This is a genomic window from Mucilaginibacter paludis DSM 18603 (genome assembly GCF_000166195.2).
Taxonomy (GTDB): Bacteria; Bacteroidota; Bacteroidia; order Sphingobacteriales; family Sphingobacteriaceae; genus Mucilaginibacter; species Mucilaginibacter paludis.
Window position 1 is genome coordinate 5,079,840 of the sequence record NZ_CM001403.1, and the last position, 24,596, is coordinate 5,104,435.

The window sequence follows — 24,596 nt, forward strand, 5'->3', positions numbered from 1 at the left end:
TAGAATGGATTTCATTGTCGTTATACCAGCCAGATATGCCTCTTCGCGTTTCCCAGGGAAACCTTTAGTGGATATTGCAGGAAAGTCGATGCTGTTAAGAACTTATGAGCAATGTTTAAAAGCTGTATCCAAGGAACTTGTTTACGTTGCCACAGAGAGCCAGTTAATTGTTGATCACTGCAATCAACATGGCATGAATGTGTTACTTACTTCAGATACATGTTTAACCGGGACAGATAGGATAGCTGAGGTAGCTCAAATTATTAAGGCGGATTATTATATCAATGTTCAAGGTGATGAGCCTGTTTTTGATCCCGATGATATATTAAAAGTTATTGATGAAATCAATAAAAACAAGGGTGATATTATAAACGGCTATTGCGAAATTGATACTGAAGATCAATATAGAAGCGCTTCAGTGCCAAAGGTTGTTTTCAGACCAGACGGGCGTCTGTTATATATGTCGAGAAGTACTATCCCCGGCAACAAAAGTGGCGTATTTGTAAAAGGATGGCGACAGGTATGTATTTACGGATTTCCTGCTGCGGCTTTAAATATGTTTGCCTCCGCTACCAGCAAAACCCCTTTAGAGCAGGAAGAAGATATAGAGATTATTCGTTTTCTGGAGTTAGGATTTGAGGTAAGGATGATTGAGTTGTCAAGACATTCGATAGCCGTTGATAATCCTGAAGATATGATGAAGGTTCTAAAGAGATTGGAAGAAGAAAATGTTTGAAAACTATAAAGTTATAATCTGGGATTTTGACGGTGTCATCATGGATTCTATGCCAATAAGGGGCTTGGGATTTGAAAAAGTGCTGGCTTCGTACCCTCGCGAACAGGTTGAAGAGTTATTAGCATTTCATGAAGAAAACGGTGGCTTGTCCAGATATGTTAAATTCCGGTATTTTTTTGAGCAGATCAGAAAACAGGAAATATCTGAAGATGAAGTTATTGAGTTGGCTAAATCATTTAACAGGATTATGCTTTCGTTACTTATTGACGAAAAATTGCTGATCAATGATAGTGTTGAGTTTATAAGGAAAAATGCCGACAAATACGAGATGCATATCGCATCGGGTTCTGATGGTGTGGAGTTAAATGAAATTTGTAAAGGTTTAAATCTATCGCTTTTTTTTAAATCCATAAATGGGTCTCCAACGCCTAAAACTGAGATTGTGAAACAACTGCTAAGTAAAAATAACTATAATATAAGCGATGTTGTATTGATAGGCGATTCGAAAAACGATTATGATGCAACTGTTGATAATAACATTGATTTTGCTGGTTACAACAATGAAAGTATGCTTAATTTAACCAATAAGTATATATATAGCTTTGGCTCATTATAAAAATTGCGCTATTACAATTTGCAGTTTAAGCATAATTTGGCAAGTGTTTTAAGTTAATTATGTACTAATGTTATAAATGATAAATACCGAACTCTATGCAATTTAAAGATGACATAAATCCCTATAAAAAAATTTTTGGAGATATATATAGAGCTATATTTCAAGAACTTGCCAATAAAATTTTATGGGATCTAAATCCTGAATCGAGAAGGAGCGCGAAAAAATTTTTAAAGCTAAAGGATTCTCAAAAAGGGAAAAAGGCGGTTATGATGTTTAACGGCCCATCCTTATTAAAAACTAATTTTTCATTGTTAGGTGATGTTTTTACCATGGGGTTAAATAAGATCAATCTAATTACAGAAGAACTCGGTTTTTCTCCTTCGATAATTATTGCATTTGATATACTTCTGAACAGGCAAAATGCCGATTTTTTAAAAAATAGCGAAAAGTTTTTAAAGATAATTAATTACCACTCTCTTAAGGATCTGAATAAAACGGCTGAAGACCTTATCTATTTGTACTACTTTGACGATAATAGCTTTAATTATAATCCAGCCAGGGTATTATCCAATCAAGGGTCTACGCCATTTATAGCTTTCCAGATTGCCTATTTTATGGGATTTCAGGAAATAGCTATTATTGGGGCCGATCATAATTTTCCAGATATCAAACCTTTGGCCATAGTTAAAAATGAAGAAGAAGACAAATTCCATTTCCATAAGGACTATCATAAAAAAGGCGAATCTAATCAGTATCCTGATAAAATAAAACTTGATATGATTTTTAGAGATGTGGGGCTGGCTTTTGAAGAGAAGGGAAGGAAGATTTATAATGCTACTGAAGGTGGGAAATTGGAAATATTTGAAAGAATAAGTTTAGAGGAATTTTTGAGAAAGCCTTGAATTTTTGCATCCACAGAAACGATTTTATAAATAGAACGAGATGAGTAAACTGATACAAAAAGCAGGATTTGTGGTTGTTGTTCGTTACTATCCGCTATTAAAGAGTTTTTTTCGGAAATTGAGGTTAAAAACATTGGGTATGCATATCGGTAAGGGCACTATTATCCCTAAAATATATACTACCTGGCCTCATCAAATAAGTTTGGGTAATAATTGCAAGTTGGAGCATAACATCTATTTTAAATTTGACGGGATATGGAGACAGGGTAGGTCAATTAATATAGGTGATAACGTATTTATAGGCAATAATTGCGAATTTAATATACGGGCTGATATTACTATTGGCAGTAATAGCCTTATAGCCTCAGGTTGCCGTTTTATTGATCATGACCATGGTATTGAACTCCATGTTTTAATGAATAAGCAAGAGGGAATTGAGAAGGCTATACATATAGGGGAAGACGTGTGGATTGGCTGTAATGTTGTTATTTTAAAGGGTGTAACCATAGGCCACGGCGCCGTTGTAGCTGCGGGGGCTGTAGTTACCAAATCAATTCCGCCATTGGAGATATGGGGTGGAGTTCCCGCAAAAAAAATCAGTCAAAGAGGCTAATTATGAAAATAATTTTTTTATGTGCTTCGTTAGAAACAGGAAGAGATGGCGTGGGCGATTACGTGAAGCGCCTGGCCTCCGAGTTGACCAGAAAGGGGCACCAATGCGAAGCGATAGCCTTGAGGGATCCGTTTGTATCGGCAGAAACCGCTATTACCAGTGATGATGATGGCGTAAACCTGCGCATTTTACGCATACCGGGATCATGGCCAACTAAACAGCGTTTTGATGCTGCAAAAAAATGTGTCGACGCTTTTAATCCTGATTTATTAAGCCTCCAATTTGTAAGTTTCGGTCATCACCCCAAAGGCTTGCCTTTTGATCTGCATAAATATTTACGGTATTTAGGGGGCACCAGAAAATGGCATATTATGTTTCATGAATTATGGGTTGGGATGAATGCGGATGCCGACATCAAGATGAAACTTTTGGGTTGGCTGCAGAAAAAAATAATTGTTAATCTGGCAGTTAAATTAAAGCCGCTGTTGGCGCATACTCATGTTAATTTATATCAATTTAAGCTAAAACAGAACGGGATAGAGGCCGGAATATTACCGTTATTTGGCAACCTTCGGGTTAAAATAAACGCTGCTGATGTAGATCATGATAAACCAACTTTACGGTTTTTAATGTTTGGGGGCATTCATTACGGTGCACCCATTGAGAAATTTGTTGCCGATATAGTAAATTGGAACAAACAGTTTAATTACCGTATCATGTTTGTTTTTGCTGGAAGTAATGGACCGGAATTGAAGAATTGGGAAGCCATTCTACAGAAATATAATATTGAGACCAAAGTTTTAGGCTATTTATCAGCTGATGCATTGTCTTCGGAGTTTTCAATTGCCGATATTGGTATTACTACTACACCTGAAATTTTAGTTCAAAAAAGCGGGTCTGTGGCGGCCATGAAAGAATATGGTTTGCCTGTAGTTTGTATTGCGAGAGATTGGAATGTAGGCGGTTTTACTAATCAAACTACATTGATTACAGGTCTTGAAGATAGTTTGACTTTTGCTGCAAAAAAGGGACGTAAAAATATAAATTCAAGTAGTGTGTCTGATATAGCAGATAAATTTTTAATTGAAATTAAATCACATGGCTAGTTTATCAGTGCTTTTTAAAAACAGAGCTAAGTTTCCACTATTTAGTTTGCCTTTTTTTAAAGCGTGGGCTAAGCGAATTCTGTTATGGCCCGAAATGTATCAACGAAGTAAAACAAGGCGTCGCTTGGTATACAGAGGGGCTATTATTTCAAGGACGGCTGAAATTGGTAAAGTATATGCCGGGGGAAATGCGAAGAATTTAATAGTGGGAGATCATACATTTATAGGTACAGTTGAGTTGGCCTTACATGATAAGATACAAATTGGTAGTTATGTTTGTATAAACGATCAAGTTAAAATACTAACAGCCTCGCACGGGTTGAATGATCCATATTGGAAGCATGTAAAAGCCCCGATAATTATTGATGATTATGCGTGGATAGCAACAAGTGCTATTATATTGCCAGGTGTTAAAATTGGTAGGGGGGCGGTAGTAGGCGCGGGTGCGGTTGTGAGTAAAAATGTTGAACCCTTTCAAATAGTTGCCGGAAATCCGGCGAAAGCCATTAACAAGACAAGAACGGAAGACTTGCGTTATAATCCCTGTGAGTTTTTGGCGGTAAATCAAGCGTGGTTAAAAGGTTAGATAAATTATGAAAATAGTATATACAGCTCCTAATAAGTCGCATCACTATAAATATGCAAAAAGCATGTACGATGCGGGTGTGCTGAAAGCTTTTGTAAGTGGCTTTTCACGATTTAGCCCCAGGGCGGCATTTCCGGAAATTGGTGATAAATTGTACCGGGCTGATAAACTTCAAACCATATATCTTGCCGCCTTAAAGTTCGGTCTGCCTGATAAAATCACATCAGAACTTGCTTTTTTAGCAAAGGGTGAACAGGATAGAGCATGCAAGCGTTTTGTACGCGACAGTGATGTGTTTTTATTTTATAACGGATGTGGTTTGAAAACTTGTAATTATGCCAGAAAGCATGGCAGTATTTGTGTGGTTGAAGGCGTAAACAGCCATGTAAGTTATCAGGAAAAAATATTATCTGATGAATATTCGTCATTGGGTTTACATTGGGAACCATTTCACCAGCGTGAAAAATCGAAAAGGCTAAAAGAATATGATGCGGCAGATTATATCTTGGTTCCTTCGGATTTTGTAAGGAATAGCTTTTTAGAATATGGTTTTCCTTTTGAAAAGATTATTAAAGTTCCGTATGGTTTTAACTCTTTCCCAAACCAGGATCAGTTACCCGATAGCGACACTTCCGATGATTTTACCATATTATATGTGGGTAGTGTGTCGGTTCGGAAGGGCTTACGTTATTTGCTTAAGGCTTTTGATAATTTTGAACATCCTAAAAAGAAACTGGTAATTGTTGGTCCGGATGTTGCCGGAGAGAACGGAATAAGAGATTTAAAGATTCCTGAAAATGTGGTTTTCACGGGAGCGTTAAAAGGCGAGGAACTTGAAAATGCCTATAAAAGTGCAAATGTATTTTGTTTGCCATCGATTGAGGAGGGACTTGCTTTGGTATTGGGCGAAGCCTTATCATTTGGCATTCCCATAGTAGCTACTATAAATACCGGCGCTACTGATATCATTAGTGATGGGGTGGAGGGTTTTATAGTTCCGATTAGAGATCCGTTAAGCATTTCTGAAAAATTTCAGCAACTTGCCGATGATAAGGAGTTGTATTTTAATGTAAAGCAAAATGCCGTTAAAAAGGCTAAAGGCTTAAAAGGATGGGATGTAGCAGGAGATTTACTTGTTAGCTCGCTTGAAAAGGTTGTAGAAGAAAACAGGCAAAAAGGGTAATTATTCATTCATGATAAAATTAAAAGGTACCGAAAATAAGAAGGTTTTAAAAAGAAGGAGATTGCTTTATATATTAGTTACATCACTGATATTTGAAGGCTTGATCCGGAAGTTAACGCCTTCATTTTTGGGATTACCGATCTTTTTTTTTAAGGACATACTTTGCATAATAGCCCTATTTAGTATAGCAAATGATGATTTAAAAGGTAATGCCTTAAAAATAAACAAATATTGGAAAATCGTATTTGTTGCTTTTATTCCTTTGGTAGTCAATACCGGGTTTTTAGATCCTGTTTTAGCACCTTTTGCTTTGAAACAATATTTGCTTTATGTAGTTGTAGCTATTTTAGTGCCTTTGTCCTTTCCATCTGGTCAGGAAGAGGCATTTAATCGTTTTGTATCTTTTTTTACGCTGATGCTTATTCCGACGGCGCTCATCGCGATGTTGCAAAATGCATTGCCATCGTCAAACTGGCTTAATCTAAGTACTGATGGAAGTAATTTGGAGGCTTTCTCTGCAGAAGGCTATTTAAGGGTAAGTTCGACATTCTCGTTCAATGCTCAATACGCGTTTTTTTTAAATGTTGTTGCTTGCTTTTTGGGAGTGCGATTATTTTTAATTCCAACATATAAATCCCGGTTTTGGAATTTTGTGAAGAAATATAGTATACCTTTCATGGTAATATCGCTTATTATAGGATCATTTATCACTGGATCAAGAGCTGCGGTATATGGTAGTGCTCTATGCTTATTTATCGGTATTATATTTCTTGGTATAAAATCTCCCAAAGTAGTTTTAGGCAAAGGCGTTGTTGCAATAGTATTTCTGGTAATATCGCTCACCGCTTTACAGGCTCTAAAACCCGAATTTTTTGCTGCGTTTAATAAACGATCTGAAAATAGTTCAGAATATTCTTCAAATGATGAGTTGGCGGGACGGGTAAAAGGTAACTTTTTTAATTGGACAAACTGGATATTTGACGTTGATCTTAAAGAGACCATTTTAGGGAAGGGCTTGGCTGTAATGAGTAATGGATCCGACAAGTTTAGCAGCTACGCCTATTCCATCAGATCTGGCCAGCATATTTGGACAGAAACTGATATGGCTACAACCGTATGGGAGGGAGGAATATATCTTTTAATTTTATGGTATGGGTTCAGAATTGGTGTGATCATATTCTGCTACCGTATTTGGAAATCACTGAAAGAAAAGAAATTTGGTTTTGCAGTGTCTTTTTTAATGGGTTTCCTGATTGTAACAGGAATAGGTGGAACGCTTAGTATCCAACCGCCGCTTTCTATTTGGTGGTGGATGTGTGTGGGGGCAATTATAACTATTAAAAACTTTGATAAGCGAAAGATTCAGGCTCCATTTACTAAGCAAATACCTAACGCCAATAATATGCCACAAATTTATAATGTGTAAATGGTTAGTAGAATTCAAAGTGTCTTTAAGAAGCCGATTAACTTTGCCATCCTTTACAGTATACTATTTAATTACTATATGCCGATGTCTGTAATGAATTTCGAGTTCGTTTAACTCAATTACATTATTATGACATGCTTGATTGAATACGTTTTTTTTCGTACTTTCATTGTGTGAAACTCGAAAATACTTTATAATATCTTTTTTATTTAGAGATACTTAAATAAAAAGTAGTGTTTAATATTAATTAACTATAAAATTACTTAATGAAACTATTGGTTTTTGATTCTCACCCTGTGCAATACCGGGTCCCGATTTGGAAAGAAATCGACAGCTTAAAGCCCGAAAGCTTGCATGTAGTTTACGCGTCCGACTGTTCTGTAAAAGGATATGCAGATAAAGAGTTCTCAGAGAGTTTTGCCTGGGATATTCCTATGCTCTCGGGATATAGATATACCATTCTAAATACAGAAAATGGCGAGCCACTTTCAGGCTGGAACTCACTGGGCGGTAAAGGTGTGAGAGGGGCCATAAAGAAGTTTAAACCTGATGCTTTGATGTTAACCGGCCTAAACTATCGGTTTGATTGGGTGGTTTTTTTTTATGCCCAAATATTAAGAATTCCTATATGGCTGCGTTGCGAAACCCAGGATTATGCTTTTAAGCGAAGTAAATTAGTTAGTTTGTATAGATACCTAGTATATTTTTTGTTTTACAAAGGCATTGATCGTTTCTTTTTTATCGGCGAACTCAATAAGGAGCATTATTTAAATCATGGTGTGAAAGCCTCTAAATTGTTGCCTGCAAGATATGCAACAGTAAATCAATACCTTGGTGTTGATGAAGATGAAAAAAAGCAAATTCAGAGCGAAATGAGGACCGCTGCTGGTATTGATCCGGATAAACTGGTGATTGGATTTTCTGGTAAGTTTATAGAGAAGAAAAATCCTCAATTGTTGTTTTTGATGTTAGAGTATTTACCGGCTCATCTGTTGAGCAAGATTCATTTATACCTCTTAGGTAGTGGGCAACTGGAATCTGAATTAAAGGATATGGCTAGCGTGGCATTCAATAAATATGGAGTTAAAACAACGTTCACCGGGTTTGTCAACCAGTCAAAAATAGGCGATCACTATCTTGCTATGGATGTCGTGGTTCTGCCATCAAGGCAAAGTGGAGAAACATGGGGATTGGTTGCTAACGAAGGAATGCAGGCGGGCTGTGGCGTAATTGTGAGTAATGTGGTAGGATGCCAGGCTGATTTTGGAAAATGGGAACGTTTTAAAGTTTTTAAACAGGGTGATGAAAAGGATCTTGCCTCTTGTGTTACACAGCTTGCTGTAAACCCTAAAAAATTTGATTGGGCCGCAAGCGAATTGCAGGAAAGCTATTCTATAAGTGCAATAGCGAAGACAATTGTTAGCGAGATGAGTAAGTTTTAAAATATATTATTCGCAATAAAATATCTTAAAGCTTGGCATATTTAATGGCTTTTTTGTTCCAGACTACCTTAGCCGACAGATGCAAATATGTTTGCATCTTATATGGCAAAAAAGAGCTTAGTTTATTATTTGGATGCCGAAATTTTTTGTCAATTTGAAGAAAGCCATAATATGCAAATATGTTTGGGTGATTGAGATCACATCCTGATTTTTAATGCAAAGTATGCAGATTAATCAAAGAAATTTACTTGATACATTTGCAATCAATGAATGATTGCATTTAGGGCCTTTACGGTGCTTGAGGTAGATGTTGTGGCGTTTTTATTATATAAAAAAATACAATAGAGCGGGTATAAGTTGACACCCTTGCGTAGTTAACCGAGAAAGCTAATACGCTAATCGAAGCTGGGGCGTTTCTTTTATCATCTCAACAGCAAACAGGTAAGATTTATAGCCATTTTCAAATTGACTGTTAAGGAGTGTCCATGCAATTTATGTCACTTAAAAGGAATAAGAAGCAATATGTATAAATATCTCACCTATATATTTTGGTAATAGAATGGAGGTTGATATTGTTTGTACTTGTGATTGTTTTAATTTGTTTTTTAACATAGAATATATATTAAAAGAAAAGCTTTATAATATTTTGCGTTGTTAAGAAATTTGAATCGAAAAGTTAGTTATGAACATTGTACTTTTTAGCCATCCTGATTTTTTAAATTCTCAAAGTATGCCCCGGTTTGCTAAAATGCTGGCCGATGGTATGCGTGAGCGCGGACATACTGTAGAGATTTGGCAACCCACTCCAAAAGTCTATAATTTGCCGGTTCCAAAGGGCTTGAAAAAATGGGCGGGGTATATTGATCAATACATAGTTTTTCCATCTGAAGTAAAAAGGAAACTCAAAAATTACGATCGTTCTACTCTTTTTGTTTTTTCAGATCAGGCTCTTGGGCCATGGGTTCCACTGGTTGCGAGCCGAAAGCATGTAATTCATTGCCATGATTTTCTGGCTCAGCGTTCGGCCAAAGGGGAGATTCCGCAAAACCCTACCCGTTGGTCGGGCAAAAAGTATCAATCATTTATACATCATGGCTATGCCGCCGGAAAAAATTTCCTTTCCGTATCAAAAAAAACCCAGTTGGATCTGCATGAATTTTTGCCTTCTAAACCAAAGTTTTCCGAAGTAATATATAACGGTTTAAATCAATCATTCGTACCCGGAGACAAAGAAAGTGCCCGTAAGGAAATTGAGCAAAATACAGGGCTGAAATTGAATGAAGGTTATATCCTGCACGTTGGTGGCAATCAGTGGTATAAAAACAGGGCGGGTATTATTGAAATATATAATGCTTATCGCCAATTGAATAATGGCAATATCCCTTTATTACTGATGGGAGAATCGCCTGACGCTTTCCTTGTTGAAAAATGGAATAATTCTCCTTTTAAGGAAAATATTCATTTTTTACCCGGCATGAGCGATCACCTGGTTAGGCGGGCTTACATAGGGGCATCTGTTTTTTTATTTCCATCATTGGCGGAAGGATTTGGTTGGCCCATCGCCGAAGCTATGGCTTCCGGTTGTATGGTGATAACAACCGATGAAGCTCCTATGACGGAAGTTGCCGGTGGTTGCGCTTTTTTAATTTCGGTAATGCCTATTGAAAGCGCTGCAATTGCAGAATGGTCCGCAAAATCGGCAAAAGTTTTAAAAGACGTGCTTATGCTTAAAGAAGATGAACGTGCTGAACAAATCTCGCGTGGAATAAAAAATGCAACTATGTTTAACGCCGGCTTAGCATTAGATTTAATTGAACAAGCTTATGTAAAAATTTTAACCGATGAATAATTTATGAGTACTCAAAATGTAGCAACAACTATTGAACCTGCGAAAAGTCCCAGAAATGTTTCAATAGATATAGTAAGATTGATCGCTGCTTTCGGCGTTATTACTATTCACGTTCCTTTTAGTACACCAGCAGCTGGCAGTATAAACGAATTTTTTTCTCCACTATGTGTGCCCTTCTTTTTTCTTGTTTCATTAACATATTTTATATCTGGCCTAAATGGCACCGATGCTGTAAATGAGGTTTTTGGTAAATTTTGGAAGAGAATTATTTTACCATTTTGGGGCTGGACATTGATATATACCAGTTTACTACTTGCAAAAGATTATTTTATTGGAGGTGTGAGCCACCATAGCCTGGTGTTTTGGAGGATTCTATTTTACGGTGAAAGTGCGGTTCAACTTTATTATTTGCCTCAATTAGTCGTTTTACAGTTGTTTGCTTTTTCTTTATATGTAATCTGGAAGGGTGATAAAGGAAAGAAGATTTTAGGTTTAGGCCTTCTTCTACTTGGAGCCTTTTACATAGCCTTCGGCCATGCTTATAACGTATTTGGCGTGTTGCCCGTTACTTCAATTTTAATATATTTAATTGCAGCCACGGCGATTCATTATTTAAATCTTCTTAAGTTAACTTTAAGTTATCGTTGTATGATTATCGGTTTCTTCCTCTTGATTTTAATATTGGGTGCTAATTTTTTAAAGGCTCAATATCCTTTTTTGAGACCGTTTGCTAAATTACCAATCGGTGGAATCGGATTGCTGCTCCTGATAATTGGATTGCCGAAATTTAAGGTTCCGCAGTGGGTATTGATTTTATGTTCAACATCATATGGTATTTATTTAAGCCATGTTGTATTCCTGGAGTTTTTTGAGACAGCCATCAGAAAGATACACCATGGCGAGATTAATTACGATTTATTTAACAAATTGGCTTTGGTTACTCTAATATTTATATGTTCTATAATTTTGACTCTCGTGTTGCGGAAGGTATCTTTTCTGCGAAAAGTATTATTAGGAGAAGGTAAATAAATTATGAAAGTACTCCATGTTACGGCCAGCATAGATCCGGCATTAGGTGGTGTTAGTCAGGCTATTCAAACTATCATCAAAGGGCTTGCCAGTCATGGCGTCATAAGCGAGGTGGTCTGTCTGGACCAAGCTAATGCGGATCACAGCAATTCTCCATTTACTGTACATGCGCTCGGACCCGCAAAAGGCCCCTGGGCATATAGCCCCTTATTGCTTCCATGGCTCGAAAAAAACCTGAATAGTTTTGATGCCGTTATACTTCATGGTTTGTGGCTTTATCATGGTTATGGCTTGTATAAGGCGTTAAAGCAATTAGAAGGAAGTAAACACGGTATTTCTTCTCCGTCATTTTTTGTGATGCCTCATGGAATGTTAGACCCCTATTTCCAAAAAGCATCAACCCGGAAAATTAAAGCGATTAGAAATTTAATATATTGGAAGCTTATTGAATCCAAAATTGTAAATTTATCAAGTGGACTGCTTTTTACTTGCGAATCGGAAAAGCTACTGGCCCGTACCACATTTAAAGGATATCATCCAAGATCCGAAAAGATAGTAAGCTTGGGTGTTGAGCAGCCACCAGCTTTTGATCATAAAATGCAGGCAGAATTCGGTAGCAAACATCCTAATGTAAGTAAGAAGCCGTTTATTCTTTTTTTAAGCCGGATACATGAAAAAAAAGGAGTAGATCTGTTAATAAAAGCGTACGACTCTCTTTATCAAAACAAGGATAATAGGGATCTCATCCCCGATTTGGTAATTGCCGGTCCCGGTTTGGATACTGATTATGGGCAGGAAATTTTAAAGATTGTAAATGAGAAGGATAATTTGAAATCTTCTGTTTATTTCCCGGGGATGCTGAGTGGAGATACCAAGTGGGGGGCATTTTATGGTTGTGAAGCTTTTATACTTCCAAGTCATCAGGAAAATTTTGGTATCGCTGTAGTGGAGGCATTGGCATGTGGTAAACCTGTATTAATTTCAGACCAGGTAAATATATGGCGTGAAATAAAAGACGGAGGCATTATAGGCGCTGATACTTTAGAGGGAACAAAAAAAATGCTGAATGAATGGATGGGCTTAGATAATACAAAAAGAGAGCGTATCAGCAAAGATGCGGTAGCGGTTTATAACAACAATTTTAAAGTAGATACAGCTGCTTTAAAATTTCTGAATGCCGTAAAATAAACAATTCAGGTATCTAGTCGAATGAAGAAATCTGTTTTCGTTACACTGGCGCCTTCGCAATGTTATATATGTTTTTTTGAATTTTAACTATCAAATTTTAATAATGTTTTCTTCACACAATATCAATGATCCGGATCCCTATGTAAGATCGGTATTCTCATTCCGGGATAAAATAAAAAGATTTGTTTGGAATATAGTATGGATTGTTTTATGCCGGTGGACCCCCAATCCCTTACATAAATGGAGGGTACTGATTTTGCGTTTATTTGGCGGTAAAATAGGCAGTAACAATTTTATTTATCCTGATTGTAAAATATGGGCACCCTGGCTTTTGGACACAGGAGACGTTGTTACTATTGGCCCCGGTGTTGAAGTATATAATCCCGGAGGAGTTTCAATAGGTCATCACACTATTCTTTCGCAAGATGCTTACATCTGCGGTGCAACCCACAATTACAATGAAATGGCCTTTACATATTTAAAGAGACAAATTGTATTTGAACCCTACGTGTGGATATGTGCTAAAGCTGTTGTTTTGCCTGGTGTTCGTTGTCAAGAAGGCAGCGTACTTGGCGCAGCTGCTGTTATAGGTAAAAATATGGAGGCTTGGACGGTTTATGCGGGCAACCCGGCCGTAGCAGTGAAGAAGCGTAATAATTTTTTACTTGAGAAATAATACTACCTAAACATGGAAACTAATTTAGACAAAATTTTTGATGTATGCATCGTGGGAACTGGTCCCGCGGGAATTGTTACTGCGCTTGAATACTCTCAGTTGAATCCGGATAAAACGGTTTTATTAATCGAATATGGTGGGCCTAAGCAAACAGTTAAAAATGATTTAGATGACTCCATTGAAATAGAGAATCGTGTTAATCATCATGATCCTTATGAATGTACAAATAAAGGACTCGGTGGTTCATCGTTAACCTGGGGAGGAAGATGTGTAATGTACGACGAGGTGGACTTTATTAAAAGGCCATCAGTAGATGCTTCCTGCACGTGGGATTTAGATTTATTTAACGAAACAAAACAATACGTTAAGAAGACCACTGAATACTTCGAGTGTGGAGATCCTGCTTTTAACTTAGACGAGATACCAGCATTTAAGGGAACAAAAATTGCCGATAATTTTCAGGAAGGGGTGGTAACAGATAGCGCTATTGAAAGATGGAGCATGCCAACCCGGTTTGGCGAGCGATATGAATCTGAGATTATAAAGCGCCCAAATGTTACTTTACTTTGCGGGTACGAAGCAAGAGGCTTTTCTGCTCCAGATGAAAATGGTGTTGTATCTACGATTGAGGTAAGAAACGTTGAAAGTAAAGAACTTTTATCTTTCACTGCAAAGAGTTTCGTTTTGGCGGCAGGAACTCAGGAGGTAACCCGGATTTTACTCCGCAATAAACAATTGTTCAGTAAATTAGATGAAACTCCGCCGACTTTAGGTAAATATTATCAAAGCCACCTATCTGGAAAAATTGCATCGGTTAAATTTAAAGGAAATCCTAAAAAGACTGATTACGGATTTTTACGCAATGCCGATGGTACTTATATCAGGAGAAGATTTCAATTTGCATCAAAATATCTGGTTGATAATGATCTTCTTAATACTGCTATTTGGCTTGATAACCCTTTGTATTTTGATCCGAAACACAAAAGCGGGGCTATGTCATTAATGTATTTAACTATGATAACTCCGATATTGGGGAAAAAACTGGCCCCTCCCGCTATTGCATATTCTATAACAAAAGGAGAGGTTAAAGATGTTGGGAAACATATTTGGAATGTGATTAAGGGATTGCCTTCTTCGATTATAACACCGGCAACAATATTCTATAAAAGATATTTACTTACGCGTAAATTACCAGGTATATTTTTATTTAGCTCTCAAAATAAGTATGCTCTTCACTTCCATTCAGAGCAAATCCCTTTTGAAGCTAACAGAATGGAACTTGGGCCTGATCATGAGAAGTTGATTATCCACTACGACCTAACTGATACTGATGTGAACTCGGTGATCAAACTTCATGACACACTTGACAAGTGGCTCCGCGAAAGTAATTGCGGCGAACTTGAATACTGGTTTAAAAAAGATGAATTGGCTGATGCTATCAGAAAAATATCTAAGGATGGTATCCATCAATCTGGAACCACACGAATTGCTGATTCTCCAAAAGATGGCGTAGTTGATCGTAATTTAAGGCTTTGGGGCACAAAAAACGTCTTCGTTTGCAGTAGTTCTGTGTTCCCTACTTCAAGTCAGGCTAACCCAACGTTTTATTTGGGGGTTTTTGCGGTCCGTTTGGCAAACTATTTAAGCAAATTAAATGAAAACAGTTGAACTTGTAAAGGGAATTTCTTCGTCGGTACTTGGATTTGGCTGTGCCCCAATTATGGGTTCTGTAGATGCTAAATCATCAAAACGCGCTTTAGATTTCGCTTTTGACAATGGGATTAACCATTTAGATCTGGCACGATCTTATGGTTTTGGCGAAGCTGAAGAGTTTGTTGGCAGGCTAATCAAGAATAAAAGAGAAAAAATGGTGATTGCGAGTAAATTTGGAATAAAGCCAAATTGGAAGGCATCGGTATTTAAATCTGTTAAACCAATAGCGCGCGCACTTCGCGGAAAGGCAAAAAATAACAAGGGCCCGGCAAGCTTGCCCAATAATACCCCTTCGAAAAATGTAAGTGATTATTTTCTTGACCGCATTAATCCTTTGCGTGGAAATGACATGCGTAAAAGTCTTGAAAAAAGCTTGCATGCGTTAGGAACGGATTATCTTGACTACTTTTTTATCCACGAGCCGCATCAAACTATTACATATATTGATGAACTACAGGAAACCGCCGCGAGGCTAAAAAGCGAAGGTAAGATACGTGCCTGGGGTTTAGCATATATGCAGGACCAATTGCCTCTTCACGAAACTTATATTGATAATTTTGATTTACTTCAATTTAATAACTCGCCAGGTGTACCAGGCTACGGGCAACTCGTTATAGATAGAGGGAACGAGGCAAATATCTTGTTCTCTCCGTTCCGTGGTGGTACAAAAGATTTAAAACCAGCCGATAAACTAACAAAGTTACTATCAGATTTCCCTAGAAGTGTAATTCTTTGTTCAATGTTTAATATTGAACACATGAAGCAAAACATAGCTCTTGTTGAGAAATAAGGTTATGGAGTATTAATTTAATAGTATAGCTTTGTTTTTTTTAAAAAAAATGCATTTAAATCGGGTTTTTATTGTAATTTTAACTATATAAAAGCAAAACAAATTCATGCTTGATTTAACAATCGCTATTCCGGTACGAAATGAAGAAGTAAATCTTCCGGGTTGCCTCAGCGCAATCGGACAAGGCTTCGTAGCAGAAATAGTTATAATTGATTCCGGGAGTACAGACAGAACTAAAGCCATAGCAAACGAGTTTGGCGCAAAGGTTATAGATTTTGTTTGGGACGGAAAATTTCCTAAAAAAAGGAATTGGTTTTTAAGAAATCATTGCCCTAAAACAAAGTGGGTATTATTTTTAGATGCTGACGAATATTTAACCGAAGCATTTAAGGTTGAGCTTGCAGCGGCACTTAACAATAGCGGTGATCAGGTTGGTTATTGGTTAAACTATACCATCTATTTTTTAGGTAAACAGCTGCGCGGAGGGTATCCCTTGCGTAAACTGGCCTTGTTTAAAGTAGGTGCCGGAGAATATGAGCGGATTGACGAACAACAATGGAGTAAAATGGATATGGAAGTTCATGAACATCCCATACTCGAAGGCGAAATAGGTGTAATTTCAAGTAAAATAGATCATCGGGATTATAGAGGCGTTTCTCATTATGTTATTAAGCATGATGAATATGCTACCTGGGAATCCGAACGGTTTTTAAAGTTTTACAACGATCCTGCAATAGTTAAAAATTTTACCTGGAAGCAGCGGTTGAAATATAAATTAATGGGTAGTATATTTATTGGGCCGTTATATTTTTTGGGCAGCTTTTTTCTTTTAGGCGGCTTTCGCGATGGAGCGCGCGGCTTGGCATTCGCTATTTTAAAAATGGCCTATTTTACCCAGGTATATTGTAAATTGAAGGAGAAAATGCAGCCCCAAAATTGATAATATCAATTAAATATTTAAATCAATTATTGAGAGTGTCCTCCGACATCTTTTTATAAAATATTTGCTGACCATTTTGAGTTATATATGTCAAAGAAAAAAATTCTGCTTATTAGTCACAACTTTTCGCCCGAGCCTACAGGGATAGGTAAATATAATGGCGAAATGATGGATTGGTTGGCGGCAAATGGTAATGATTGCGATGTGATCACTACGTTTCCTTATTATCCATTTTGGAAGGTACAGGCACCTTATAAAAATCGTTGGTATAAGAAAGAAGTTATCAATTATCCTGCAAGTAATGCTAAGCTAACTCTGTACAGGTGCCCTTCCTACGTTCCTGCTGATCCAACGGGTAAAAAAAGGATAATTCAGGATTTCTCCTACTGGACGTCTATGCTTTGGGAGGTTCTCAGATTGGCTGTTAATGGAAAAAAATACGATTTAATTATCACTGTGGCCCCTCCTTTTCATCTGGCGTATCTGGGTCTCATGTTCAAAAAACGCTTTGGTAGTAAGCTGCTTTATCACATCCAGGATCTTCAGATAGAAGCCGCTCAGGATCTTAATATGCTTTCGAGTCAAAAGCTGTTTGAAAAGATCTATAAAATTGAAAAAAATATTCTTGATAAGGCAGACTACATAAGTAGCATATCCGAAGGGATGATCAATAAAATAAAAGCAAAGACGGATAAAGAAGTGTTTTTATTTCCAAATTGGGTAGATACATCCCTGTTTTTTCCATTGCCATCTCGTCATTTATTGAAAACTAAATGGGGTTTTCAAATAACAGACACTGTCTGTTTATATTCGGGTGCAATTGGCGAAAAGCAAGGCCTGGAAAGTATCCTTAATGCTGCTGAGTTACTTGTGGATATCCCGGGTATAAAGTTTGTTATCGGTGGTTCGGGGCCTTACAAAGAAAAGCTAATTCAGTTAGCTGCTTCAAAGAAACTAAGTAATGTGCAATTTTTACCGGTTCAGGATAAAGGAGTGTTTAACGAATTTTTAAACATGGCAGATCTGCATCTTATTTTGCAAAAGGCCACCGCCAGTGATTTAGTAATGCCTTCAAAATTAACCACTATTTTGGCGGTGGGCGGGGTAAGTGTTGTTACATCACCCCAAAATACTTCTTTGTTTGATCTGATAAATAAATATGATGTCGGTTTTGCTATCGAACCGGAAAACGACGAGTTATTAGCAGATACGATCAGTAATGCCGCAAATAATGTTAACATTCAAAAAAAGGCAGAGAATGCCCGCTTGTATGCTTTGAAATATCTAAACATAGATAATGTTATGCTTGAATTTGTCAATAATACCTTAAACTAATCATTTAATTATAAAATTATTTATTGAAAAAACAATATAGTGGTATATTGCAAGGTTTTTGTTATGAATTGAAATGGTCAAAAAGATCATTTATTTGCATCGCAACGTTGTCGATATTTAACATCTTGATTCGCTAAGTTATTTAAAATATGAAAAAAGTTGCCCTTATTACAGGTATAACCGGCCAGGACGGTGCCTACTTAACAGAGTTATTACTCTCTAAAGGATACGAAGTACATGGTATCAAACGTAGAAGCTCATTATTTAATACTGATCGTATTGATCATTTATACCAGGATCCTCATGAAACTGGAGTAAGGTTAACACTTCACTATGGCGATTTAAGTGACAGTACTAATCTTATCCGTATCATTCAGCAGGTTCAGCCGGATGAAATATACAATTTAGGGGCAATGTCGCATGTTAAGGTGAGTTTTGATACTCCGGAATATACAGCGAACGCTGATGGTATAGGTACTTTGCGTTTATTGGAAGCTATCAGGATTTTGGGCCTTGAAAAGAAAACAAAAATATACCAGGCATCCACTTCTGAATTATATGGATTGGTACAAGCTGTACCTCAATCTGAGACCACGCCGTTCTATCCCCGTTCGCCGTATGCAGTGGCTAAAATGTATGCCTATTGGATCACCGTAAACTATCGTGAAGCTTACGGCATTTACGCTTGCAACGGAATTTTATTTAATCATGAAAGTCCCTTACGCGGTGAAACATTTGTAACCAGGAAGATAACACGTGCCGTTGCGAAAATAGCAATGGGTTTGCAAGATAAATTGTATCTGGGTAATCTTGATGCTCAACGCGATTGGGGGCATGCAAAAGATTATGTTGAAGCGATGTACCTGATACTGCAGCAGGATGCTCCTACAGATTACGTTATTGCTACCGGTGTTACTACCAGGGTGCGTGAATTTGTACGAATGGCTTTTGCCGAAGTTGGTATAGTTGTTGAATTTAAAGGCGAAGGCGCACAAGAACGTGGGTATGTTGTGAGCTGCAACAATGCTGATTTTCAAATTGAAGTCGGTAAAGAAGTGGTTGCTGTTGATGAAAAATATTTCCGCCCTACCGAGGTTGATTTATTGATAGGAGATCCAACAAAGTCTAAAACAAAACTGGGCTGGGAGCCGAAATATGATCTTAAAGGATTAGTAACCGAGATGGTGGCAGCGGATGTTGTTCTTTTTCAAAAAGAAAAGATCTTACTTGATTCAGGTTACGTTATAAAAAATCAATTTGAATAACGTGTTATTTGGATTTGTTGTTATTGATTTATTTGGAGATCAATAATTAGTAAAAAACTAATCGAAAAAATCGGCGTGTTGTTAATCAATACGCCGGTTTTGTTTTACTTGTTAAGTTCAATTAGTTTTGGACGCTATTTGAGCGTATTATAGCAAGTGTTAACTCAAGACTGAATTTGTAAACTTTCAAAAGCTAACAAACTAAGCATCGCCGCAGTGTGCTGTTCAATACAAGTAGCCTATCCCAGTATGCGGTGATACAATGCCCAGTAATCGGCAGCCATTTTTTCTTTCGAGAAATTATCTTTAGCCCATTGGGTACAAGTATACCGGTTAATCCGCGGAATCTTTTTTACAGCTTCTACTGCTTCATCTATATTGTTGACCAGGAATCCCGTTTTGCCATCCTGAATGAGTTCGGGCATGGATCCTTTGTTAAAGGCGATAACCGGCGTGCCGCAAATCATGGCTTCGGCAACACTCATACCAAAGGGTTCGTTAAAGTTGATAGGGTGTAGCAAGGCTGATGCTTTGCTTAGTAATTGCTTCCGCTGATCAGGCCCGGCATGACCAATAAACTGAATATCTTTGTTTAAATAAGGCTCTACCTTTTGCTTAAAATAGTTTTCATCCTGAATAATGCCAGCGATGATGAGACGTCGCTTACTTTGTTTGGCAATTTCTACCGCTTCGGCTGCGCCTTTATCGTGATGGATACGGCCAAAATACAGCAGATAATCGTCTGGCGAATCGTTAAAACTAAAGGCATTCAAATCAAGTCCGTTATATACTGTAGCTAAATACTCCAGATCAGGACTACGGTCGGCATTGCTGATGGATACATAATGCGAGGTGCTATTATACTTTTGGTATACAGGTATAATACGTGGTGATGAAAAACCGTGGATGGTGGTAATGACAGGTGTTTTAATCAGCCTGGAATAGGTGAGCGGTAAAAAATCAAAGTTGTTATGGATGATGTCAAATTCCTGGGCCCGTTCCATCAAATTGCTGATGTGCAGGCATTCAAGTACCTTGGCATCCTGTGTACGGTCCTCCTCATAGCCCGTTTGGCAAACCGAGGAGAGTTTTCCTTCGGTGATAGAATCGCCGGTGGCAAATAAAGTTACATCGCCGCCCAAGCTGATTACACCTTCGGCAATATTGGATGCTATTTGTTCCCACGGCCCGTAATGCCGGGGCGGAGTACGCCAGGCAACAGGCGCTAATACGGCTATCTTCATATAATTTAGTTTATATTACCCTGATAGGGCATGTTAAAGTATCTCCTCGGTTAATGAGGAGATACTATATAGCGTTCAATAAGTTGATTAGGCTAATTTAGCAAAGTTCAATAGTTTGCCCGTACTTATGATACTCATATTCCAGCTCAAAAGCTTTTAATACGGTTAGGTGGCTTATTAAATAGGCCAATGTGCTTTCCGCGCCCTGGTTACGGTTGATGCCGGTTGGCAAAATACCATCGCAGCAGCCTTTGGTTTCATGGTCGTATAAAGGGGCGCGCAGGGTGTTTTCGCCCAGGAACCACATATAGCACGAAAACATTTTCTCGATATATTCTGGTTTATGCCATATCTGATAGGCCTGAAAATTCATTAATACCATCGCCATGGTTTCAATAGCTTGCTGGTCATACAGCGGAAATTCGCCGCCTTTGTGGTACCAGCCTTCGTTGCCAACCGGGGTAAGGTAACCGTTTGATAAGGTAAGCTGATCTAAAAATACCATCGATTCTAAGGCTACTTTTTTAACTTCCTGATCATTCGTAATTTCGCAGGCATGCATCAGGGCAAGCGGTAAAATGGCATTATCGTAAGTCATTTTTTCTTCAAACCAGTGCCATTGCTCGTCGCGATGCTTGTGGTATGATTGCATCAACGGATCTGTCAGACGGTTCATTTCGTTCAGCATACCCTCATCCGTAGGGAATACTTTTAAATAAAGCGCTATGCCGATAATGGTATTGGCTAAGCCCCTTAAGTGATGCAGGTTTTTAAACTGCTGCACCGCTTTATGAAATATCTCAACCGCAAATTCGCGATACGAGTTATTGGTAGCGCAGTTAATCAGGTAACCTAAAGACCATATGGTTCGGCCGAAAGAATCTTCAGAGCCAACCTCGTCCAGATACTGCCTGCTAAAGCTTAAAAAATTACGGAAGTTACCATCCTCGGTTTGCATGTAATGGATGTAACTCAGGTAAATAGGCAGCAATTTTAAGGCTTCAGGGCTTTTATTACGCTGGTAAGCCATTAGGGCCATAATCAGTGCGCGGGCATTATCATCCAAACAATAACCTTCCTTTAAATTGGGAATGCCAAATTTAGCGTGTTGTACAATGCCGGTGTCATCGGTTAGCCTTAACACGTGGTCCAGGCTAAAGCGGGGCATAATTTCAGGGTCAACAATGGTGCTTTGCATCACCTTTTCCCTAAAGTCGTGTTTAGCCAGGGCTTCCTGTGCTACTTTGATATATTCCGCACCCGTTTTAGGCCATCTTAAATGTAAACCATAATTGTAGGCATTACGTTTTAGGGTAGTCAATGCCTCTTTATCTCCCAGCAAATCGTTTACAATGTCAGCGAGTTGCTCATCGTTTTTAAAATCAAAAATCTTTCCGCGCTCATCATCCAGTAGTTCAGTAGCGTGCCAGTATGGTGTTGATACTACTGCGGCACCTGCGCCTACAGCGTATGATAGTGTACCGCTTGTAATTTGTGCCTCGTTAAGGTAAGGCGTAATATAAATGTCAATAGCGGTTAGGTATTGAAACAATTCCTCTTCCGACACAAATTTGTTAATAAACGTAATGTTTTTGCTGACGCCTAATTGGTTAGCCAGTCTTTTTAAATGATCGCGATACTCCTCACCGTTGTTTTTTAAAACTCCAGGATGTGTATTACCTAAAATAACATACATCACATCTGGGTTTTGAGCTACTATTTTGGGTAGCGCTTTAATCATGGTTTCCAAGCCCTTGTTGCGGCTGATTAAACCGAAAGTAAATAACACCCGGTGATTTTTAAACGCAGGTAGTTTTTTAATTTCATTGTTTTCCGATGCTTCCAAATCGGGCACGCCATGTTCAATAATCTGAATCTTGGCCGGGTCTATTTCATAAATGCTGGTTAAAAACTCAACCGCGCGTTTGCTCATTACGATGACTTTAGCCGATTGATCGGCGATTTCGCGCATGATAATCTTTTGAACAAAACTGGGTTCGCGCAATACGGTGTGTAATACGGTAATTAATGGCTTCTCCAGCCTATTGATGAGTGGCAATATATAAATGCCGCTTTCGCCGCCATAAATGCCAAATTCGTGTTCTAAAACACAAACGTCGGCATTGCTTGTATTCAAATAATTAGCCGCCCGGATATAATCTTTTTGATGGTCCTGGCGGATGATGAATTTTACATCTTCGGGATATTCATATTCTTTTAAACTTTCCGAATCATTCATGGCCACCACAAATCCACTTTGTGTTACAGCATCCTTGCCTGTAAAATTAGCGTTAACAGCTTTGACTAAATTTTGGTTAAATGTTGCTATCCCGCATTCGCGCGGAGGGTATGTTGAGATATAGGCAATACGCATATAATTTATAATATTTTTTATTGGAAAATGTAAAGGAATAACACCACGCATATCGGATTGTTTGGTGGTTACAACCGCGAAAGGCGCTTTATTGTATTGGGAATGTATTTTTTAACCTAAGGTATTCAATTTTTATGATAAACCCTTATCCTGTTTGTGGTTGGGTTGAAGTCTTCGGCATATGGCAGGTCTATCGAGGAGTTTACGCATGATCAAGTAGCGCGTAGGCATTCCTGATCAAAATCTGTTATCTTGACCAAGTGCAAAGCGTGATCTTTACGTGTCTGGTTTGAGGCTTATTGCATACAAAAGTTTATTCGACTGTCCGGATATGATGGCGAAGGATTGATCGTCACACTCGTTTAGCTCCGCCGCCATAAAAATCGAGCGCCTCCAGAATCACTGCACAGGCTATTCTGATCTCATCTTCGGTTATGATAAGGGGAGGGGCAATCCGCATGGAGTTGCTGCAATGTAAAAACCAGTCGGTAATAATGCCGTTTTCAATACACCGGTCAATTACCTGTTTATTAAATTCGAAGCTTTGCAGTTCGATAGCCATAATCAGGCCTTTGCCTCGGATCTCGCGGATAGCCGGGTGAACCAGTAATTGCCGTATCAGTTGCTCTTTTTGGGCTACTTTTTCAATCAGGTTTTCTTGTAACAGCACCTGTAAACCGGCTAAACCGGCAGCACAGCATACGGGATGCCCACCAAAAGTGGTAATGTGCCCCAGGATAGGATTTTCGCGGAACGAACTCATAATTTGCGCCGAAGATATAAAGGCGCCTATGGGCATACCGCCGCCAAGAGCCTTCGCCATTACTAATATATCCGGAAGGATGTCGAAATGCTCAAAGGCAAAAAGCTTACCCGTACGCCCCATAGCAACTTGTATCTCATCCAGTATCAGCAATGTTCCGGTTTCGGTACAGCGTTGTCTCAAAGCCTGCATGTAACTCACATCCGGCACCCGGATCCCTGCTTCACCTTGTATGGTTTCAACCAAAACACAGGCTGTGCCGGTGTTGATCTGCGCCAGATCGGTCATGTTATTAAACTCAATAAATTGTACTCCCGGAAGTAATGGGCGATAGGCTTGTTTATACTCTTCGTTGCCCATTACACTTAAAGCGCCATGGCTGCTGCCATGATAGGAATTTTTAAAGGCAATGATATTGCTACGGCCCGTATAGCGTTTGGCCAGCTTTAATGCCCCCTCAATGGCTTCGGCACCGGAGTTAACAAAATAAGTGCATTGTAACTGTGGAGGAAGCAATGATGCCAGCTTCTCGGCAAAACGCACCTGCGGGCCTTGTACGTATTCGCCGTAAACCATCAGGTGCATATATTTTTCGGCCTGCTGTTTAATGGCATCTACAACGGCGGGGTGGGAGTGGCCTATATTGCTTACCCCTATACCCGATATCAGATCCATATAGGCTTTGCCTTCGGGGTTGTATAAGTAAACACCTTTGGCACTTTCAAATTCCAGTAAAAGGGGGAAGTGGGTGGTTTGCGCGTTGTGGTTTAAAAAAAGCTGCCTGAGGGTTATCATGCTACAAAAATAACAAAGGCTTCCA

21 protein-coding genes are annotated in these 24,596 nt (G+C 38.5%); 18 read left to right on the forward strand and 3 right to left on the reverse strand.

Going from position 1 to position 24,596, the window contains the following annotated elements; translation table 11 throughout:
• Positions 1-4: 4 nt before the first annotated feature.
• The 18 genes from MUCPA_RS21505 to gmd all read left to right on the forward strand — a co-directional run bounded on the left by MUCPA_RS21505 (position 5) and on the right by gmd (position 19,395).
• Positions 5-736 (forward strand): 3-deoxy-manno-octulosonate cytidylyltransferase, encoded by a 732-nt coding sequence (locus MUCPA_RS21505; RefSeq protein WP_008509276.1) that lies wholly within the window; start codon positions 5-7, stop codon positions 734-736.
• A complete protein-coding gene (locus MUCPA_RS21510) occupies positions 729-1,352 on the forward strand; it encodes an HAD family hydrolase (RefSeq protein WP_008509278.1) in 624 nt (207 codons plus the stop codon). Before MUCPA_RS21505 ends, MUCPA_RS21510 begins: the two co-directional genes overlap by 8 nt.
• Positions 1,353-1,447: 95 nt before the next feature.
• On the forward strand, positions 1,448-2,254 hold the full coding sequence (locus MUCPA_RS21515; RefSeq protein ID WP_008509279.1) for a motility associated factor glycosyltransferase family protein: 807 nt from the start codon (positions 1,448-1,450) through the stop codon (positions 2,252-2,254).
• 40 nt (positions 2,255-2,294) lie between these two features.
• Positions 2,295-2,867, forward strand: coding sequence for an acyltransferase (locus MUCPA_RS21520; RefSeq protein ID WP_008509281.1), 573 nt, complete (start codon positions 2,295-2,297; stop codon positions 2,865-2,867).
• Between the two features lie 2 nt (positions 2,868-2,869).
• Complete coding sequence (locus tag MUCPA_RS21525) at positions 2,870-3,973, forward strand: glycosyltransferase family protein (RefSeq protein ID WP_008509283.1); 1,104 nt, start codon at positions 2,870-2,872, stop codon at positions 3,971-3,973.
• Complete coding sequence (locus MUCPA_RS39300; protein WP_008509285.1) at positions 3,966-4,559, forward strand: acyltransferase; 594 nt, start codon at positions 3,966-3,968, stop codon at positions 4,557-4,559. The genes MUCPA_RS21525 and MUCPA_RS39300 overlap by 8 nt, the downstream gene beginning before the upstream one ends.
• 7 nt (positions 4,560-4,566) lie before the next feature.
• Positions 4,567-5,742, forward strand: a complete 1,176-nt coding sequence (locus tag MUCPA_RS21535; RefSeq protein ID WP_008509287.1) for a glycosyltransferase family 4 protein — start codon at positions 4,567-4,569, stop codon at positions 5,740-5,742.
• Between the two features lie 10 nt (positions 5,743-5,752).
• The gene (locus MUCPA_RS21540) at positions 5,753-7,168 is read left to right on the forward strand and encodes a hypothetical protein (RefSeq protein ID WP_008509288.1); all 1,416 of its coding nucleotides are present in this window, start codon (positions 5,753-5,755) and stop codon (positions 7,166-7,168) included.
• A 266-nt stretch (positions 7,169-7,434) separates the two neighbouring features.
• On the forward strand, positions 7,435-8,610 hold the full coding sequence (locus tag MUCPA_RS36315; protein ID WP_008509290.1) for a glycosyltransferase family 4 protein: 1,176 nt from the start codon (positions 7,435-7,437) through the stop codon (positions 8,608-8,610).
• Positions 8,611-9,292: 682 nt separating this feature from the next.
• Positions 9,293-10,459 carry a glycosyltransferase gene (locus tag MUCPA_RS21550; RefSeq protein WP_008509295.1) on the forward strand — a complete coding sequence of 389 codons (1,167 nt, stop codon included), beginning with the start codon at positions 9,293-9,295 and terminating at the stop codon, positions 10,457-10,459.
• Positions 10,460-10,462: 3 nt separating this feature from the next.
• Entirely contained in the window at positions 10,463-11,488 is a 1,026-nt protein-coding gene (locus MUCPA_RS21555; RefSeq protein ID WP_008509296.1) for an acyltransferase family protein, read from the forward strand.
• A 3-nt stretch (positions 11,489-11,491) separates the two neighbouring features.
• Positions 11,492-12,676, forward strand: a complete 1,185-nt coding sequence (locus tag MUCPA_RS21560) for a glycosyltransferase (RefSeq protein ID WP_008509299.1) — start codon at positions 11,492-11,494, stop codon at positions 12,674-12,676.
• Positions 12,677-12,752: 76 nt separating this feature from the next.
• Positions 12,753-13,352: an LbetaH domain-containing protein gene (locus tag MUCPA_RS21565; RefSeq protein ID WP_217220309.1), complete on the forward strand. Its 600-nt coding sequence runs from the start codon at positions 12,753-12,755 to the stop codon at positions 13,350-13,352.
• A 12-nt stretch (positions 13,353-13,364) separates the two neighbouring features.
• A complete protein-coding gene (locus MUCPA_RS21570; protein ID WP_008509303.1) occupies positions 13,365-15,020 on the forward strand; it encodes a GMC oxidoreductase in 1,656 nt (551 codons plus the stop codon).
• Complete coding sequence (locus tag MUCPA_RS21575; RefSeq protein WP_008509305.1) at positions 15,007-15,855, forward strand: aldo/keto reductase; 849 nt, start codon at positions 15,007-15,009, stop codon at positions 15,853-15,855. Before MUCPA_RS21570 ends, MUCPA_RS21575 begins: the two co-directional genes overlap by 14 nt.
• Before the next feature lie 106 nt (positions 15,856-15,961).
• On the forward strand, positions 15,962-16,795 hold the full coding sequence (locus MUCPA_RS21580) for a glycosyltransferase family 2 protein (protein WP_008509307.1): 834 nt from the start codon (positions 15,962-15,964) through the stop codon (positions 16,793-16,795).
• 87 nt (positions 16,796-16,882) lie between these two features.
• Entirely contained in the window at positions 16,883-18,130 is a 1,248-nt protein-coding gene (locus MUCPA_RS21585) for a WcaI family glycosyltransferase (protein ID WP_008509309.1), read from the forward strand.
• 149 nt (positions 18,131-18,279) lie between these two features.
• Entirely contained in the window at positions 18,280-19,395 is a 1,116-nt protein-coding gene (gmd, locus tag MUCPA_RS21590) for a GDP-mannose 4,6-dehydratase (RefSeq protein WP_008509311.1), read from the forward strand.
• 239 nt (positions 19,396-19,634) lie between these two features.
• On the opposite strand, the gene MUCPA_RS21595 is transcribed toward gmd, so the two are convergent.
• The 3 genes from MUCPA_RS21595 to MUCPA_RS21605 all read right to left on the reverse strand — a co-directional run bounded on the left by MUCPA_RS21595 (position 19,635) and on the right by MUCPA_RS21605 (position 24,571).
• Positions 19,635-20,639, reverse strand: coding sequence for a glycosyltransferase family 4 protein (locus MUCPA_RS21595; RefSeq protein ID WP_008509313.1), 1,005 nt, complete (start codon positions 20,637-20,639; stop codon positions 19,635-19,637).
• Between the two features lie 97 nt (positions 20,640-20,736).
• A complete protein-coding gene (locus tag MUCPA_RS21600; protein WP_008509315.1) occupies positions 20,737-23,013 on the reverse strand; it encodes a glycosyltransferase family 4 protein in 2,277 nt (758 codons plus the stop codon).
• 352 nt (positions 23,014-23,365) lie between these two features.
• Positions 23,366-24,571 carry an aspartate aminotransferase family protein gene (locus tag MUCPA_RS21605; RefSeq protein ID WP_008509317.1) on the reverse strand — a complete coding sequence of 402 codons (1,206 nt, stop codon included), beginning with the start codon at positions 24,569-24,571 and terminating at the stop codon, positions 23,366-23,368.
• Positions 24,572-24,596 lie beyond the last annotated feature (25 nt).

Excerpts from the sequence above, each read along its gene's own strand:
- MUCPA_RS21560 (WP_008509299.1), top strand. The coding sequence starts at position 11,492 with ATGAAAGTACTCCATGTTACGGCCAGCATAGATCCGGCATTAGGTGGT.
- MUCPA_RS21550 (WP_008509295.1), top strand. The coding sequence starts at position 9,293 with ATGAACATTGTACTTTTTAGCCATCCTGATTTTTTAAATTCTCAAAGT.
- MUCPA_RS21515 (WP_008509279.1), top strand. The coding sequence starts at position 1,448 with ATGCAATTTAAAGATGACATAAATCCCTATAAAAAAATTTTTGGAGAT.
- MUCPA_RS21525 (WP_008509283.1), top strand. The coding sequence starts at position 2,870 with ATGAAAATAATTTTTTTATGTGCTTCGTTAGAAACAGGAAGAGATGGC.
- MUCPA_RS21570 (WP_008509303.1), top strand. The coding sequence starts at position 13,365 with ATGGAAACTAATTTAGACAAAATTTTTGATGTATGCATCGTGGGAACT.
- MUCPA_RS21580 (WP_008509307.1), top strand. The coding sequence starts at position 15,962 with ATGCTTGATTTAACAATCGCTATTCCGGTACGAAATGAAGAAGTAAAT.
- MUCPA_RS21520 (WP_008509281.1), top strand. The coding sequence starts at position 2,295 with ATGAGTAAACTGATACAAAAAGCAGGATTTGTGGTTGTTGTTCGTTAC.
- MUCPA_RS21605 (WP_008509317.1), bottom strand. The coding sequence starts at position 24,571 with ATGATAACCCTCAGGCAGCTTTTTTTAAACCACAACGCGCAAACCACC.
- MUCPA_RS21600 (WP_008509315.1), bottom strand. The coding sequence starts at position 23,013 with ATGCGTATTGCCTATATCTCAACATACCCTCCGCGCGAATGCGGGATA.
- MUCPA_RS21555 (WP_008509296.1), top strand. The coding sequence starts at position 10,463 with ATGAGTACTCAAAATGTAGCAACAACTATTGAACCTGCGAAAAGTCCC.
- MUCPA_RS21540 (WP_008509288.1), top strand. The coding sequence starts at position 5,753 with ATGATAAAATTAAAAGGTACCGAAAATAAGAAGGTTTTAAAAAGAAGG.
- MUCPA_RS21535 (WP_008509287.1), top strand. The coding sequence starts at position 4,567 with ATGAAAATAGTATATACAGCTCCTAATAAGTCGCATCACTATAAATAT.
- MUCPA_RS21505 (WP_008509276.1), top strand. The coding sequence starts at position 5 with ATGGATTTCATTGTCGTTATACCAGCCAGATATGCCTCTTCGCGTTTC.
- MUCPA_RS21595 (WP_008509313.1), bottom strand. The coding sequence starts at position 20,639 with ATGAAGATAGCCGTATTAGCGCCTGTTGCCTGGCGTACTCCGCCCCGG.
- MUCPA_RS21575 (WP_008509305.1), top strand. The coding sequence starts at position 15,007 with ATGAAAACAGTTGAACTTGTAAAGGGAATTTCTTCGTCGGTACTTGGA.
- gmd (WP_008509311.1), top strand. The coding sequence starts at position 18,280 with ATGAAAAAAGTTGCCCTTATTACAGGTATAACCGGCCAGGACGGTGCC.
- MUCPA_RS21510 (WP_008509278.1), top strand. The coding sequence starts at position 729 with ATGTTTGAAAACTATAAAGTTATAATCTGGGATTTTGACGGTGTCATC.
- MUCPA_RS39300 (WP_008509285.1), top strand. The coding sequence starts at position 3,966 with ATGGCTAGTTTATCAGTGCTTTTTAAAAACAGAGCTAAGTTTCCACTA.
- MUCPA_RS21585 (WP_008509309.1), top strand. The coding sequence starts at position 16,883 with ATGTCAAAGAAAAAAATTCTGCTTATTAGTCACAACTTTTCGCCCGAG.
- MUCPA_RS36315 (WP_008509290.1), top strand. The coding sequence starts at position 7,435 with ATGAAACTATTGGTTTTTGATTCTCACCCTGTGCAATACCGGGTCCCG.